The sequence below is a fragment of the Paenibacillus aurantius genome, assembly GCF_032268605.1.
Taxonomy (GTDB): Bacteria; Bacillota; Bacilli; order Paenibacillales; family NBRC-103111; genus Paenibacillus_AO; species Paenibacillus_AO aurantius.
This window is the reverse complement of the sequence record NZ_CP130318.1, coordinates 2,784,664-2,798,048: the sequence shown is the minus strand read 5'-3', so window position 1 is coordinate 2,798,048 and position 13,385 is coordinate 2,784,664. Positions and strand designations below refer to the sequence as shown.

General features: G+C 56.3%; 16 protein-coding genes and 1 riboswitch. Of the genes, 2 read left to right on the top strand and 14 right to left on the bottom strand.

Annotated features, from left to right (window positions below; all coding sequences use genetic code 11):
- Positions 1 to 11: 11 nt before the first annotated feature.
- Positions 12 to 110, bottom strand: a riboswitch (purine riboswitch).
- Between the two features lie 188 nt (positions 111 to 298).
- The gene (locus MJA45_RS12705; protein ID WP_315607615.1) at positions 299 to 463 is read left to right on the top strand and encodes a hypothetical protein; all 165 of its coding nucleotides are present in this window, start codon (positions 299 to 301) and stop codon (positions 461 to 463) included.
- Positions 464 to 643: 180 nt separating this feature from the next.
- Here MJA45_RS12705 and MJA45_RS12700 read toward each other — a convergent pair whose 3' ends face one another.
- From MJA45_RS12700 to MJA45_RS12640, 13 genes are all read right to left on the bottom strand, one after another.
- On the bottom strand, positions 644 to 1,504 hold the full coding sequence (locus MJA45_RS12700; RefSeq protein WP_315607614.1) for an alpha/beta fold hydrolase: 861 nt from the start codon (positions 1,502 to 1,504) through the stop codon (positions 644 to 646).
- 27 nt (positions 1,505 to 1,531) lie between these two features.
- Complete coding sequence (locus tag MJA45_RS12695) at positions 1,532 to 1,990, bottom strand: DUF441 domain-containing protein (RefSeq protein WP_315607613.1); 459 nt, start codon at positions 1,988 to 1,990, stop codon at positions 1,532 to 1,534.
- Positions 1,991 to 1,993: 3 nt separating this feature from the next.
- Positions 1,994 to 2,965, bottom strand: coding sequence for a peptide-methionine (R)-S-oxide reductase MsrB (msrB, locus tag MJA45_RS12690; RefSeq protein WP_315607612.1), 972 nt, complete (start codon positions 2,963 to 2,965; stop codon positions 1,994 to 1,996).
- A 184-nt stretch (positions 2,966 to 3,149) separates the two neighbouring features.
- Positions 3,150 to 3,245, bottom strand: coding sequence for a YjcZ family sporulation protein (locus tag MJA45_RS12685; protein WP_315607611.1), 96 nt, complete (start codon positions 3,243 to 3,245; stop codon positions 3,150 to 3,152).
- A gap of 78 nt (positions 3,246 to 3,323) precedes the next feature.
- A complete protein-coding gene (locus MJA45_RS12680) occupies positions 3,324 to 4,586 on the bottom strand; it encodes a DUF445 domain-containing protein (protein WP_315607610.1) in 1,263 nt (420 codons plus the stop codon).
- Between the two features lie 153 nt (positions 4,587 to 4,739).
- Positions 4,740 to 5,663, bottom strand: coding sequence for a hypothetical protein (locus MJA45_RS12675; RefSeq protein WP_315607609.1), 924 nt, complete (start codon positions 5,661 to 5,663; stop codon positions 4,740 to 4,742).
- A 21-nt stretch (positions 5,664 to 5,684) separates the two neighbouring features.
- The gene (locus tag MJA45_RS12670; protein ID WP_315607608.1) at positions 5,685 to 6,224 is read right to left on the bottom strand and encodes an NAD(P)H-dependent oxidoreductase; all 540 of its coding nucleotides are present in this window, start codon (positions 6,222 to 6,224) and stop codon (positions 5,685 to 5,687) included.
- A gap of 50 nt (positions 6,225 to 6,274) precedes the next feature.
- Positions 6,275 to 7,912: a DHA2 family efflux MFS transporter permease subunit gene (locus tag MJA45_RS12665; RefSeq protein ID WP_315607607.1), complete on the bottom strand. Its 1,638-nt coding sequence runs from the start codon at positions 7,910 to 7,912 to the stop codon at positions 6,275 to 6,277.
- Between the two features lie 13 nt (positions 7,913 to 7,925).
- On the bottom strand, positions 7,926 to 8,576 hold the full coding sequence (locus MJA45_RS12660) for an efflux RND transporter periplasmic adaptor subunit (RefSeq protein WP_315607606.1): 651 nt from the start codon (positions 8,574 to 8,576) through the stop codon (positions 7,926 to 7,928).
- A 7-nt stretch (positions 8,577 to 8,583) separates the two neighbouring features.
- Positions 8,584 to 8,946, bottom strand: a complete 363-nt coding sequence (locus MJA45_RS12655; protein WP_407083157.1) for a MarR family winged helix-turn-helix transcriptional regulator — start codon at positions 8,944 to 8,946, stop codon at positions 8,584 to 8,586.
- A 259-nt stretch (positions 8,947 to 9,205) separates the two neighbouring features.
- Entirely contained in the window at positions 9,206 to 9,847 is a 642-nt protein-coding gene (locus tag MJA45_RS12650) for a response regulator (RefSeq protein ID WP_315607604.1), read from the bottom strand.
- Positions 9,844 to 10,674: a sensor histidine kinase gene (locus tag MJA45_RS12645; protein ID WP_315607603.1), complete on the bottom strand. Its 831-nt coding sequence runs from the start codon at positions 10,672 to 10,674 to the stop codon at positions 9,844 to 9,846. Before MJA45_RS12645 ends, MJA45_RS12650 begins: the two co-directional genes overlap by 4 nt.
- A gap of 70 nt (positions 10,675 to 10,744) precedes the next feature.
- The gene (locus MJA45_RS12640; RefSeq protein ID WP_315607602.1) at positions 10,745 to 11,554 is read right to left on the bottom strand and encodes a YihY/virulence factor BrkB family protein; all 810 of its coding nucleotides are present in this window, start codon (positions 11,552 to 11,554) and stop codon (positions 10,745 to 10,747) included.
- Between the two features lie 185 nt (positions 11,555 to 11,739).
- On the opposite strand from MJA45_RS12640, the gene MJA45_RS12635 reads away from it, so the two are divergent.
- A complete protein-coding gene (locus tag MJA45_RS12635; RefSeq protein WP_315607601.1) occupies positions 11,740 to 12,243 on the top strand; it encodes a hypothetical protein in 504 nt (167 codons plus the stop codon).
- Here the strand turns inward: MJA45_RS12635 and ald are convergent.
- Positions 12,219 to 13,325 carry an alanine dehydrogenase gene (ald, locus tag MJA45_RS12630; RefSeq protein ID WP_315607600.1) on the bottom strand — a complete coding sequence of 369 codons (1,107 nt, stop codon included), beginning with the start codon at positions 13,323 to 13,325 and terminating at the stop codon, positions 12,219 to 12,221. The genes MJA45_RS12635 and ald overlap by 25 nt on opposite strands.
- Positions 13,326 to 13,385 lie beyond the last annotated feature (60 nt).

Genomic DNA, 13,385 nt, shown 5'->3' with positions numbered 1-13,385 from the left:
CCCCGTCCGGGTACTCCAAGAGCACCGGTCGTAGCTAGGAAGTTAAGGCTTCCTCTAGAAACCTTCGAGCCCATTCTCGAAGTTATACGATCGCCAGGGGGGAATCCTTCCCGCCCTAATCGATGATACACGAACGATTATTAAGAGTCAATGGGTAATAGTTCGCCTTTGGTTGCGTGAAAGGGTTTCTTCAGGGAAGACGGCTGGTTTTGTTTGATTTTTTGTTTTCCGGCAGGTGTTAAAGGGTAAAGAGTATGTGAGGCTTACCCGCCTTTCCCTTTTAAAGGAGGAGATCTCAATGGATAAACAAGCTTCGTGCTTTGAGGCCCGCAATCGCGAGAACAACGAGAACAATTCCGAAGAGCAATCCGGCAAAATCCGGAAGAAGCAGGACATTGAACCGCAGGCCGAAAAATGGGATACCCAGCAGCCCGAGGACCGGGACAAGAAGAGCCCGAACTGACGGCTGGTTCCCCTGCAGATGCCCCGAGCCGGCTATTTCCTTGTATCTAAGGGAGAAACATTACGGCCGGCATCGGAAAGCTTGGCAAGAGAATGGTCCGGCATAGCAAAAAGACCAGCTTCTTCTTTAATAAGAGGATCTGGTCTTTTTGCTTTCCGCCCTATCGCAGCCGGCACCCCGTTAGTCCCGGGCAAAGTCAGCTATCTTCTCAGTGACGATCATCGGTTCCTCATGGTGAATCCAATGCGTGGCTTCCTCCATCATCACCAGCGTTCCATTATCACACATTTCCAAACTTGGCCGAACGAGGGATCGGCTCAGGAATGCGTCCTTCGCTCCCCACATTAATAGAACGGGTAGGGAGATTCTACCCACACGGGGTCTCCCCTCCTGCAGCCGTAAAGCCCGGTAGGCATTTAACATTCCCTTTAAGGCCCCCGGTTCCTTCCAAGCCTCGCGGTACCTGGCCAATTCCCCGTCACCGAAAGTGCCCGGACGGCTTGTCTTTTGAAGGGCTCTCTCGAGAACACGAAACCGGTTTCGTCTAAGCACCCACTCCGGAAGTCCTGGAAGCTGAAAAAAGAGCATGTACGAGCTTCGCAGCATTTGAGAAGGCTTCCTTACCACTTGACTATACATAACGGCGGGATGAGGGACGTTCAGGATGACTGCTTTACGCACCCTTTCCGGGAAGCTCCAGGAAGCATACCAGGTTACAGCCGCCCCGAAATCATGCCCCACCCAAACCGCCCTTTTTACCCCTTCTGCATCCATCAAACCGAGAATATCCCCGGCAAGCTGCGGAAGCGTACTGGAACGATAATGTTCATCCTTGCCGCTTGCCGCATACCCTCGCATGTCCGGGGCCCATACGCGGAATCCTTGTTCCGCTAACTCAGGAATCTGCTTATGCCAGCCGTACCAAAATTCAGGAAAGCCATGAAGCAGAATGATAAGCGGCCCATTCTCCGGACCGCTTTCCACTACATGGAGGTCGATATCGCTCACTCTAACCCATTTATGACGAAGGGAAGTATTCATGCTCAGTCTCCTAAAGGAGGATTGACCTTACCCGCCTTTTCCAATTAAAAGAGTCAGCAGCCCGGCGGCGATTAACGGACCGACCGGCACTCCGCCGAACAAGGCTACTCCCAGAATGGTGCCGGTCAGAAGGCCGACCACGATGGTGGGCTCCCCTGCCATCAGGGTGACCCCCCTCCCGCCGAGATAGGAAACCAGCACGCCGATAACGACAGCCAGCAGCGACTTCACCTGCAGGAAGGAAGCGCCCATGGCCTGCAAGCTGTATTTGCCGCTCGCCACAGGAGCCAGTACGCCAATGGTTAGAACGACGATGCCGATCGTCAAGCCGTACTTCTCCAGCCACGGGAAGACTTCATGCAGGCGGGTCACCCGGAGGAGAAGCAAGACGACGGCCGCTATCGTAACCGAGCTGTTGCTGCTAAAAATACCTAGAGCCGCGAGAAGCAAAAGAAGCAGGGCAGGTCCGTCCCACTGTGCGGCCATCGGTTAAGTAAACAGGGAAAGGAATTCGCCGTAGCCTTCCTTCTCCAGGTCCTTCTTCGGAATAAACCGAAGGGCGGCCGAGTTGATGCAGTACCGAAGCCCGTTCGGGCCGGGTCCGTCGTTAAACACATGGCCCAGATGCGAGTCCGCTTCCCGGCTTCTCACTTCCGTCCGGACCATGAAATGGCTCCGATCCGTCTTCTCTTCCACTTGATGGGGCTTGACCGGCTTCGTGAAGCTGGGCCAGCCGCAATTCGAATCAAATTTGTCCAGAGAGCTGAACAGGGGTTCCCCGGACACAATGTCCACGTACAAGCCTTCCTCCTTGTGATCCCAGAAATCGTTGCGGAAAGGAGGCTCGGTTCCATTGTTCTGGGTGACGTGATACTGCATGTCCGTCAGCCTTTGTTTCAGCTCTTCTTTCTGTTTCGGGGATTTCCGGTGCTGTTCGATAAAATCTTCCCGGCCCGACCCTTTGCGGTAGCGCTTGTAGTGGGCCGGGTTTTTGCGGTGATACTGCTGGTGGTACTCCTCGGCCGGATAGAAGACGGAAGCGGGAACGATCTCGGTTACAATCGGTCCAGGGAAGCGTCCGCTCTCGGCAACCTCTTTCTTGGAGGCTTCCGCCTGCTCCCTCTGCTCCTCGCTGTGATAGAAAATGGCGGTCCGGTAAGAGGATCCCCGGTCATGGAATTGCCCCCCCGCATCGGTGGGGTCGATCTGGTTCCAGAAGATCTCCAGAAGCTTCCGGTAAGGAAAAATCTCCGGATCGAAGGTGATTTGAACGGCCTCCGCGTGGCCAGTGGTTTCGCTGCATACCTGCTCGTAGGTCGGATTGGCGGTATGTCCTCCGGTATAGCCGGATAAGACTTGATGGATGCCCGGCATCTCCTCAAAGGGGGACACCATGCACCAGAAGCAGCCCCCTGCGAAGGTTGCTTTTTCCAGTTTGCCTTGTCGGGTTTCGTTGTTCATTGCGTTCCCTCCTCGCTATTCTGTCTACAAGTATTGTAGCAGGTGTCCGGGGAAGAACCAAATCAAGCGGGAGAACGATGCAGGCGGGACACGGGGCATCCACCCAGCAAAAACACCGATCCTTGGCAGGACCGGTGTTTTCTTAAAGGGTAAAGATCTTCCACGTCGATACACTCCGGCTTACTTACACAATCCAAGCCTGGCTTACGATAACCAGCAGGATGAAAAGAACCAGGATGACCCCAACGGAAGTGAAACCTGCGCCGGCTACACCACCCATGACAACACCCCCTTGCCTTTATCTAAAAACAAGATATGGGATAAGGGGGCCCTTTGATTGGGCGGACGAACGGTTTATTTAGACAACCAGCTTGAAGACGGCGAGCACCAAGCCGATCAGGAAGCCGCATAACGCTCCGTTGATCCGGATCCATTGCAGGTCCTGGCCGATCCGGTCTTCCATCATGGCGATTAGGGTTTCATTGTCGAACTGGTTAAGCTTCTCTCTTACCAGCTGACCGATTTTGGAATGATTGGCTTCCAGGAAAACGGCCAGCTTGCCCTGAATCCACCCCTCGGCCTTGGCGGACCGGCCTTCGTCCTCCCGCAGCTTGTCCAGCAGAAGGGAGAGCTTCGGCCGGACGAAGCCGTTCACATAATCCGGGCTGTCAACGAAGGCCCTCGCCTTCTCCATTAACCGGTCGATCATCCCGCTAACCGGCTCTCCGAACTCCCAGCTCCCAATCCACCCCTGCTGCCAGCGGCCGATCTGCTCGGCGAATTCGGGAGAACCCTTCAACCTTAGCATCTCATTGCGGATGGCCCCGAGGGCTCCCTCCCGCTTGGGACTGCCGTCCTGCTGAAGCTCCCAGATCGTAGTCAGCAGAAATTTCTGGATCATTCCGCCGACCTTGTCCGCATCCATCATGCCGATGAAAGCATTCACCGCGAAGCCCATGAAGCCGTTCACCTGAAGGCCCTCGAGCGCCTTCATGGCCATCGTTCCCATCTGCTGCCGGGTTTCCGGCTTAACCGCCCATTCCTCGAATTTGCCTACCGCGAGGTCAAAGGCTTTGGCTTCATATCCATGGGTGAGAACACCGTCCATCGCCTTCTCGACGAGCGGCATCAAATCGACTGAGAGGAGATACTCCTTCAGCTCTTTCACGAGCATCAAGGCGATCTGCTCCGTAGGAAGCCTGTCCAGCAGGTCGCGGCTCAGCGCAAGGATCATTCTCTCGGCCTCATCCGAGTTCAACTCCCGGGAAGCGGCATCCAGCAGCTTCCCGAAAATGGCGGTTTGCCGAAGGTGACCGGCCAGGGTCTCCTTGCTAAGCAGGTCGTTCTCCACCGTATTAACGAGCGCGTCGGTGATCTTCGCACGGTTCTTGGTCAGAAGCGCGGTATGCGGGATCGGAATCCCGAGAGGATGCCGGAAAAGCGCCGTCACGGCGAACCAGTCGGCCAGTCCGCCGACTACTCCCGCCTCAAAGCCCCCCTGGAGGAGTGCTCCCCATACGGTGCCGTTCACGGGCAGAGTAGCGAGAAAGCCCGCTCCCATAATGCCCAGGGAGACGGCGGCAATGGATTTCGTCCCTCGTTTCGGTTTGGTTGGTTTCATCTGGCGGTATCCCCCGTCCGTTCATATTTCTCTTCTTATTCTAGCCTCTTACCCTTATTTTGTACCAAAAAAACGCCCCTGTCGACAAATTCCGCCGCGCGCCCGCAAAAAAAGCCCCGCCATCGGATGATGGACAGGGCTTTGATGTTCTAGCTATTTCTTATCCGGCCGGCTCATGGAGCGCAGGATGCTGCGGTAATCATCGTCGCTCACGTCATCCGCCTTGGCGGAGGAAGACTCCTCAGCCCTGCGCTTGGCTGCAGCCAGCTCCTGCCGGAGCGCGCTGCGGTAGTCGCGGTCGCTCGGAGCCGGGTCCGCCGGTGGGACAGGCGGCTCTTGCGAGGCGGCAGGCGCGGCGCTGGACGGCGCGGCCGGCAGCTCGGGCATAGGCTCGGGCGCTGCCGTTGGAGCGGGCGTGGCCGCTTCCGCGGCAGCCGGAGCCTCCGCCTGACGGCGCGGCTCGGCCAGAGGCGCCTGAGCCCGGCGGCCGCGGCTGCGAGCCAGCCGGCTCTTGCGAGGCGGCAGGCCTTCGGCCGGCAGCTCTAGCGATGCCGCCGTTGCCGCCGTCTCGCTGGCCCCGACGCCGCCGCGGGCGGACTCGCCCGGCTCGTGCAGCGCCGCTGCCCGCCGGCCGGCTTCCTCGCCGCCCGGCGGATGCGGCCTCACCGCGTCAGCGTCCGCTTCATGCGGCCAGCGGCCGTCTGCGGCTTCCCGATCATGCGCTCCTTCCGCCATGGGGCCGGTCTCCGGCCAGCGGCCAGCGGCCGCTCCTGCCTCGCTGCCTTCGGCAGTTTCCGGATAGCTTCCAGCCTCCGGTTCGCGGACAGCTGCCGAGGGCTCACCGCTTCCGCGGGTTTCCTCGGAAGGGCCCGGTCTTCCTGCCTCAGCCGATGCCGGGCGGGATGCTCCCCTTTCCGCTGCGCCATCCTGGTTAGGACGGGTGACGGCTTCTTCTCCTGCCTCCTCCGGCTCAGAAGCGTCGGCTCCCGTCTTGCGTTCCTTAAGAAGCCGCAGGTTGAGCGGGATCAGAATACAGCCGGCCACGATGACGAACAGGATGAAATAAGTAACAAACACATCCTTCACCTCCCCGCACGTTTATGACGTAAGTTTGCGGGCAACATCCGCTACCCGGCGTCCCAGCGCCCGGCCCAAGGCCAGGTCATTCTCGGTCGGCATGTTAAGCGGAGCGTTTTCGTCCAGTTCGACCGGACAAGTGATGCCTACTCCATAATAGGTTCCGTAAAGAGCGTTCTCGGGGATATTGCCCGGCAGTCCGACAATGATCATGCCGTTATGCAGCATAGGGGTGATCAAGTTCCAAAGGGTCATCTCTGTCCCCCCGTGAACCGTAGCCGTCGTACAGAACGCGGCTCCTACCTTGCCCACCAGCTTGCCGGCCGCCCATAAATACCCGAGCTTGTCGATCCATGATTTGAGCCCCGAGCTTATCGTTCCGAAGTGACCGGGGCAGCCCCAGATAATCGCATCGGCATCCTCAAGCTTCCGGACATCGGCCTCCTTGACATGCATCAAGGAAACCTCCGCTCCCGGAGCAGCCTCGGCTCCTTCGGCTACAGCCCGGGCTAACGCCTCCGTCCTTCCGCTTTCACTGTCATAGATTACATACACTTTCATCCAACGGTTCCTCCGTTCTTGATGCGGCTTTACTTGTTAATTGGATGGGATTATCCCTGCTTGACGACAATCGTCCTCTGCTGTTCCCTCGGAACGGGGACAAGCTCCGTTTTGACGGCAGGTGCTTTGTCCAGCTTCACTCTTTTCAGGAAAAAGGAGCAGACGAGCGCGATAACCGTAAGAACGGTCGCCACGACAAAGGCATCGTTGATCCCCATAATCGTGGATTGCTTAACCGCAAGCCCGTACAGCATCTGGGAGACGACTCCTTGAGAGGCGTCCGCCGGAATGCCCAGTTTGGCTGCGAAGCCCGCCCCGAGCTTCTGGACGATATCCACCAGGTTCGGGTTGGTCGAGGTCATCGTGTTCGAGAATTCCCCCAGATGGAACGTCGAACGGTTGGACATGACGGTAACGAGAAGCGCCGTTCCAAGAGAAGCCGCTACCTGACGGGCCGTGTTGGAGGCCGCGGTTGCGTGGCTCACGAGCTCCCTTGGAATTTGGTTGAGTCCGGCAGTCATAATCGTCATCGCAATGAACGACATTCCAAACATGCGCAGCGTATAGAGCAGCATGAGGGAATGATAGGTCGTATCCGGGCCAAGCTTCGACAGCTCCCAAGTCGTAACGGCCGTAATGGTTAATCCGATGATGGCGAGCGGCCGTGCTCCCACTTTGTCCATCAAGGCGCCTGTTACTGGCGACATGACCCCCATCAGAAGAGCTCCCGGCAGCATCAGCAGACCGGAATCCATCGCGGAGAAACCCCGGATGTTCTGAACATAGATAGGAACGAGAATAGTCGCCCCGAACATAGCCATGTTGACGATACAGCTGACAATGACGCTTGTGGTGAAAATACCGAATTTGAAGACCCGGAGGTTCAGCATCGGATTAGGAGTCGTCAGCTCCCGGATAATGAACAGCACGAGAGCGATGGCTCCGATGATCAGGGATACGTCCACGATCGCGTCCCCCCAGCCTTTGCTTCCTGCCTCACTGCAGCCGTACAGCAGAAAGCCGAGACCGACGGTCGAAGTCAGGAATCCCCAGAAATCAAAAAGAGGATTTGTCTTCTTCGTTACATTTTTCAGCAGGAAGTACGCCAGAATGATATCGGCGATGGCGAGCGGCATGGCTACGTAGAACAGAATTCTCCAAGACCAATGCTCGATAATCCATCCGGAAAGCGTCGGCCCTACCGCCGGAGCAAAGAACATCGCGATCCCGATCATCCCCATGGAACGCCCCCGGGTTTCCGGAGGGAAGATGTTAAGGATGACGGTCATCATAAGAGGCATGATAATACCGGCTCCGAGCCCCTGAACGATCCGGCCGATCAGCATGACGGAGAAAGTAGGCGCCACTCCGCAGATCAGGCTCCCGACCGTAAAGGAAATCATAGCGCCAAGAAAAAGCTGCCGGGTCGTAAAGGTCCCGATCAGATAGGCCGAGATCGGGATGACGATCCCGTTCACGAGCATGTACGCCGTCGACAACCACTGGATGGTGGAGGACGATACATTGAAGTCGTTCATGAGATGCGGAATCGCCACATTAAGCAGCGTCTGATTCAGGATGGCAATAAACGCCCCCAGAACCAGGACAAAAAGGAGAACGCCGCGATGAACAGGTTCTTCCTTCACCGGAACGGCGTCATAAACAACTAACGATTTAGATTCTGCCATAAAGTCCTCCCCCTCACTTATGGATGCGGACTTCAGCGCTCATGCCTGGTGCCAATCCCGCGGCCTGGCTGTTGTTCAGAGTAATTTTTACCGGAATGACCTGAGTCACCTTCGTATAGTTCGCATTGCTGTTCGACTGGGGCAGCAGAGAGAACGTTCCCGCCGTCGTCATGCCGATCTGCTCCACGGTACCGTTGAACGTGATGTTAGGATAAGCATCCACATATACATCGACCGTTTGGCCGACCTTGACGTCTTCGAGATCCGTTTCACTGATGTTCGCCGTTACCCACAGATTCTTAAGGTCGTAAGCGTAAGCAAGGGGCGTCCCCGGTGCCACCATCTGGTTGTCCACCGCCATGTTCTGGACGATCGTTCCGTCCTGCGGAATGGTTACGTTAACCTGAGCCGTGCCTTGCGCTCCGGCCGTTTCCACGTCGCCAACGGTTTCTCCGGCTTTCAGAGCCGTCCCCGACTTGCCTTTCCAATCTTTCAGATGGCCGGCGGCCGGTGCGGCGATGGTCATCTGCTGGCCGGCTACCTGTGCGTTTTTGGTTTTCAGATATAAAGTGGACTGGTTGTAGTAATAATATCCGGTGAACCCGCCAGCAATTAAAAGCAGCAGGACCACGATGTTAATCATTAAGACTTTGGTGGTGTTCATAAAGGCGTTACGCTCCTTGTTTAAAAATTTTCATTAGTTTTTTGTGTGTATCGAGCATTTGCGTTACTTCGTCTGCAGAGAATCCTTGCAGCTTGGACAAGCAGTCACTGTACAGCGAATCGCCATGGTGAATGCTGCCCAGCTTCCGCGTCCCTTCCTCCGTCAGCGTAAGGCCGACGATCCGCCGGTCATCCCGGTGCCGTGTTCTTTCAACAAGTCCCATCTGAACCAGCTGATCACTCGCTATGCTGACGGCACTTCCGGACATGCAAACCTTGTCGGCCACATCCGTAACCTTCAAATCGTGGCCGCGCGAGATGGCCCCCAGGATACTCAACTGCAGAGGGGTCAGTCCCGCCTCCTCGGCAATGCTGCGCAGCAGGTGGTGGAGGGCTCCGTTAATCTCCTTAACAGAGAGAAAGACCTCCGTGAATTTCTCTTGAGCGTTATCCGTAACAATTCCTCCTTTCGCAAATTATTTAAGTATTGAATATATTAGTACTAAAATATTAACCTTCGATCTATTATAGACCTTTTCCCCGAAAATTCAAATCCATTTTCTTACAATTGGTATCCATTTTAGAATTAAAAAAAGCCGGCCCAAGGAAGCGGGCCGGCCGTTCGTAAGTCTAGAATAATCCTTGTTCAAAAGCGAACCGGGTTAATTGAACCCGGTTCTCCAGATGCAGCTTCTGAAGCAGGTTCTTCAAGTGATTTTTGACCGTATGCTCGGAAATGATAAGCCTCTCGGAAATTTCCCGGTTGGACAGGCCCTTGGCGACGAGCTCCAGAATCTCCTGCTCCCGTGCCGTCAAGGGGAGCTTCTTCGGCTGGCTTCTTTCCCGCAGCGTAAATTCTCTTAAGAACTGCAGAGCGAGCTCCCGGGACATCGGGACCTCATCGGTTGCGATCGCCCGTAAATATTCATGCCATGCCGTCGGACGAAGGTTTTTGAGAAGATAGCCCTGCGCCCCTTTCTTTAACGCTTCGAAGAGATCGGTGATGTCGTCGGATACGGTCACCATGACAATCTTAACATAGGGGTACCGGTCCTTGATCCTCTTCGTCGCCTCCAGCCCATCGAGCTCCGGCATGTTAATATCCATCAGAATGAGGTCCGGCATCCATTTCTCCGTGAGCTCCAAAGCCTCTCTTCCGTCTGCGCCCTCGGCCACCACCTTAAAGATGGGGTCCATGCTCAAAATTTCGGCCATCCCCTGCCGGGCAAACGCATTGTCGTCTACGAGCAGCACCCGATATTCCGCTGTCATCTCTTCCCTCCTTTCTCCAGGGTCAGGCTTGTACCGGCCGGGGAAGAAACGATCTCCAGCTTCCATCCCATCTCGGCCGCCCGTTCCTTAAGAATTCGAAGGCCATAACGCTCCGGAGCTGCGGGCGCCTCCGCTTTGAAGCCTTTTCCATCATCCCGGACGGTGCACACCCAGCTCTCCTTCCGACCCGCGGCCGTAACCTGAACGCTGTCCGCCTGGGCATGCTTCTGAACATTGATCAGCGCTTCGCGGACAAAAGCATACAGCTCCACCTTCTCCTTCGGAGTAAGGCCTTCCTCGTCCAAGGTCCAGTCCAGCGAGGTCCGGATCCCCGCCGACTCCTCCAGGCCCGTCAGAAGCTGCTCGATGGACTGCCTCCAAGGATAAGCCTCCGATTGGGGAGGGAAGCGGAGATTGGAGATCGCCTGCCGGACATACTCATTGACCTGGTGAACCGTCTGGCGAAGTTCCCCATACCTTTTCCCTTGTCCTTCCTCTCCTTCATGCTCCAGCCGGTCCATTTTGACCGATAAGAGGAAAAGAGACTGGGCGATCCCGTCGTGAAGCTCCCTGGCCAAACGTTCTCTCTCCTCCAAGGCCGCTTTAACGCTCCGTTCTTTGTTCAGCTCCTCTTGTGTACCCTCCAGCAGCTTGAACAGGATCCGCATCAGGACGAGCAGGACTGCCAGCAGAATGACGGGGGCCAGCCAGTTGCCGAGTCCCATCGAAATGTATTTCATGAACAGGTTATGCCGCGCATACTCGAACAAGCCGAGAACGATCGTGGGTACGATCAGAATCATCCATTTGATTTGCTTGTAGGTCAACCGCCACTCCCCCAAAATAGGCCTTTCCCTTTAGTTTACCTTACTTGGCCGCTCCCGGGTATGGCCCGTCCTAGGCATTCTTCCGCCTTCCATAAGTGATAGCGTTGATTTCTCCTCCGATCAGGATAAGAAGAGCGCTTATGTAGAACCAGACCAAGAGCACGATGATCCCCGCCAAGCTTCCATAGGTGACATTGTAGCGCCCCCAATGGCTCACGTAGAAGGAGAATCCAAAAGATGCGACCTGCCATCCGAGAGCGGCAAACAGCGCCCCGGGCAGCACATCCTTGCACGTCAAGCAAGTGTTGGGGGCGACGAAATATACTCCCGTAAACACCAGGAACAGGACGACAAAGGCTACTACCCAGCGCAGACCGTTCCAAAGCGATACTTGATCTCCTGAGAGGAAATGCCATTGAAAAAGCCAGTCTCCTATGGTTTGTCCGAAAACACTGAAGAGGAGTACGAAGACGACAACCAGGAGAAGGGCCATGGTTAACCCAATCGCAAGCAGCTGGGAATGAATGAAGCTCTTGCGCGCCGGAAGCCCATAGGCTTTGTTAACATTTAGAACAATAGCATTAAGAGCGGTGCTGGAGGAAACCAGTGTAAATAAGATTCCGAAGGAAAGAGCGCCGCCGCGCCGAACCTCAAAAATATGCTGAAGCTGCTCCCGGACACCCGGTTCGACTCCTTTCGGGATATACTGGCGGGCCAGCTCAAGAACACTTTGCGTCGTAACGGGCAGGTAGCCGAGCAAGCTGACGAGAAAAAGCAGGAAAGGAAAGAACGATAGCAGGAAATAATAGGCGCATTGAGCCGCCATGCCGAAGGGCTCGTCTTCCTTAATGTGACGGAACAGCTCTTTAATAAAGGTCACGGCCGGTCTCCCTTCCTTCTTCGTTTCCGCCATCGGCGTACCCTTTACGTTCCCCGTTCTTTCCCTTTCTTACTCTGGGAGGCCGGGTCCCTTCTTCTCTCGGAAGGCCCCCGCCGGCTTCTTTAAAACTCTTACCGATTGTGTTAAATTATATGCAATCATCCGCTAAAGGAGAATCGCCGCCCATGAAGAACGAGCCTCTGCATCTGCTGGAGAAGGCCCAAACGGAAGAAGACCTCCTGGTGTTCCAGGAGATCGTGACCCGCGGAGGGTATTCGGGCTTTCATGCCCTGCTGGAAGGGTTTAAGCTCAAGATCAAGACGTTTATGGACGAAGAGGCAGACTCCCTGCTAACGCTTGTCGCCACAGCAAGAAGGCTGCTTCCCGATCCCGGCAGCGTTAGTCCTTCCTGGCAGGTGGTTTGGGACGAGCTGGAGAAAGAAGTGGAGGCCAAGCGGGAGGTCTTGAAGCGCATACCTCCATACGAGCGGGACGGGGAATGGCAGATCATCATCGATAATCCCCACGCCGTGAAGGAGGTCGTTTGCTACCCGGGGCTCGTCTTCCCCGATGCCGCTTACCTGTACGCTTATTTCAGCCACCAGCTCGAGAATAATGAATACATACGGCTTCAGAAAATTGTAAATGTACTCGTGAATTACGGTCAGGATGCCGGCCAAGCCGAGTAAGCCATCTGATGGGCGTCCGCTACGGCCTTGTAGGTAATCTTCCCGTCATGCACGTTTACTCCGGTTGCCAATGCTCCTTGCGCGGCCGCTTTCAGCCCTTTATCCGCCAGCTCCATGGCATAAGGAAGGGTGGCATTGTTCAAGGCAAGCGTGGAGGTGCGGGGTACGGCTCCCGGCATATTGCCGACCGCATAATGAAGAACTCCGTGAACTTCATACACCGGATGGCTGTGAGTGGTCACCCGGTCAATGGTCTCGATGGAGCCCCCTTGGTCCACAGCCACGTCCACGATCACCGATCCCGCCGTCATCTGCCGGACCGTTTCTTCGGTGACCAGCCGTGGAGCTTTCGCCCCCGGGATCAGAACGGCTCCGATGAGGAGATCGGCCGCCCTTGCCGCCTCATGCACATTGTAGGGATTAGAGTACAAGGTCTGCAGCCTGGCCCCGAACTGATCATCGAGCTGCCGCAGACGGTCAAGGCTTCGGTCCAAGATCGTCACGTCGGCCCCGAGCCCCATCGCCATCTTGGCGGCATTGGTGCCTACCACCCCGCCCCCCAGAATGACGACCTTGGCCGGCAGCACGCCCGGAACGCCTCCTAAGAGAACGCCTTTGCCTCCATAGGCCTTCTGCAAATAATGGGCTCCGGCCTGTACCGACATGCGGCCCGCTACCTCACTCATCGGGGTAAGCAGAGGGAGAGCGCCGTTAGAGGCTTGTACCGTCTCGTAAGCGATACCGGTTACCCCGCTCTCCACCAACGCTTCCGTCAGCGCGCGATCCGCAGCAAGATGAAGATACGTGAACAGGAGGAGTCCTTTGCGGAACCGGGGGTACTCGGCCGGAATGGGCTCCTTCACCTTCATCACCATATCCGCGCGGCTCCAGACTTCCTCCGCCGAATCGAGCAGCATGCATCCCGCCTTTTGGTATTCCTCGTCGGAGAAGCCGCTGCCCGCCCCCGCTTTTTTCTCAATAAAGACTTGGTGGCCCCTCCCGATTAACGTATAGGCCGAAGCGGGGGTTAACGCCGCCCGGTTCTCATCCGGTTTAATCTCTTTCGGTACACCGATTATCATGATCTGTTTCCTGCCTCTCCTATGGTAGACGCCGTCCGGCCAAACCGAAACCATCCCGCC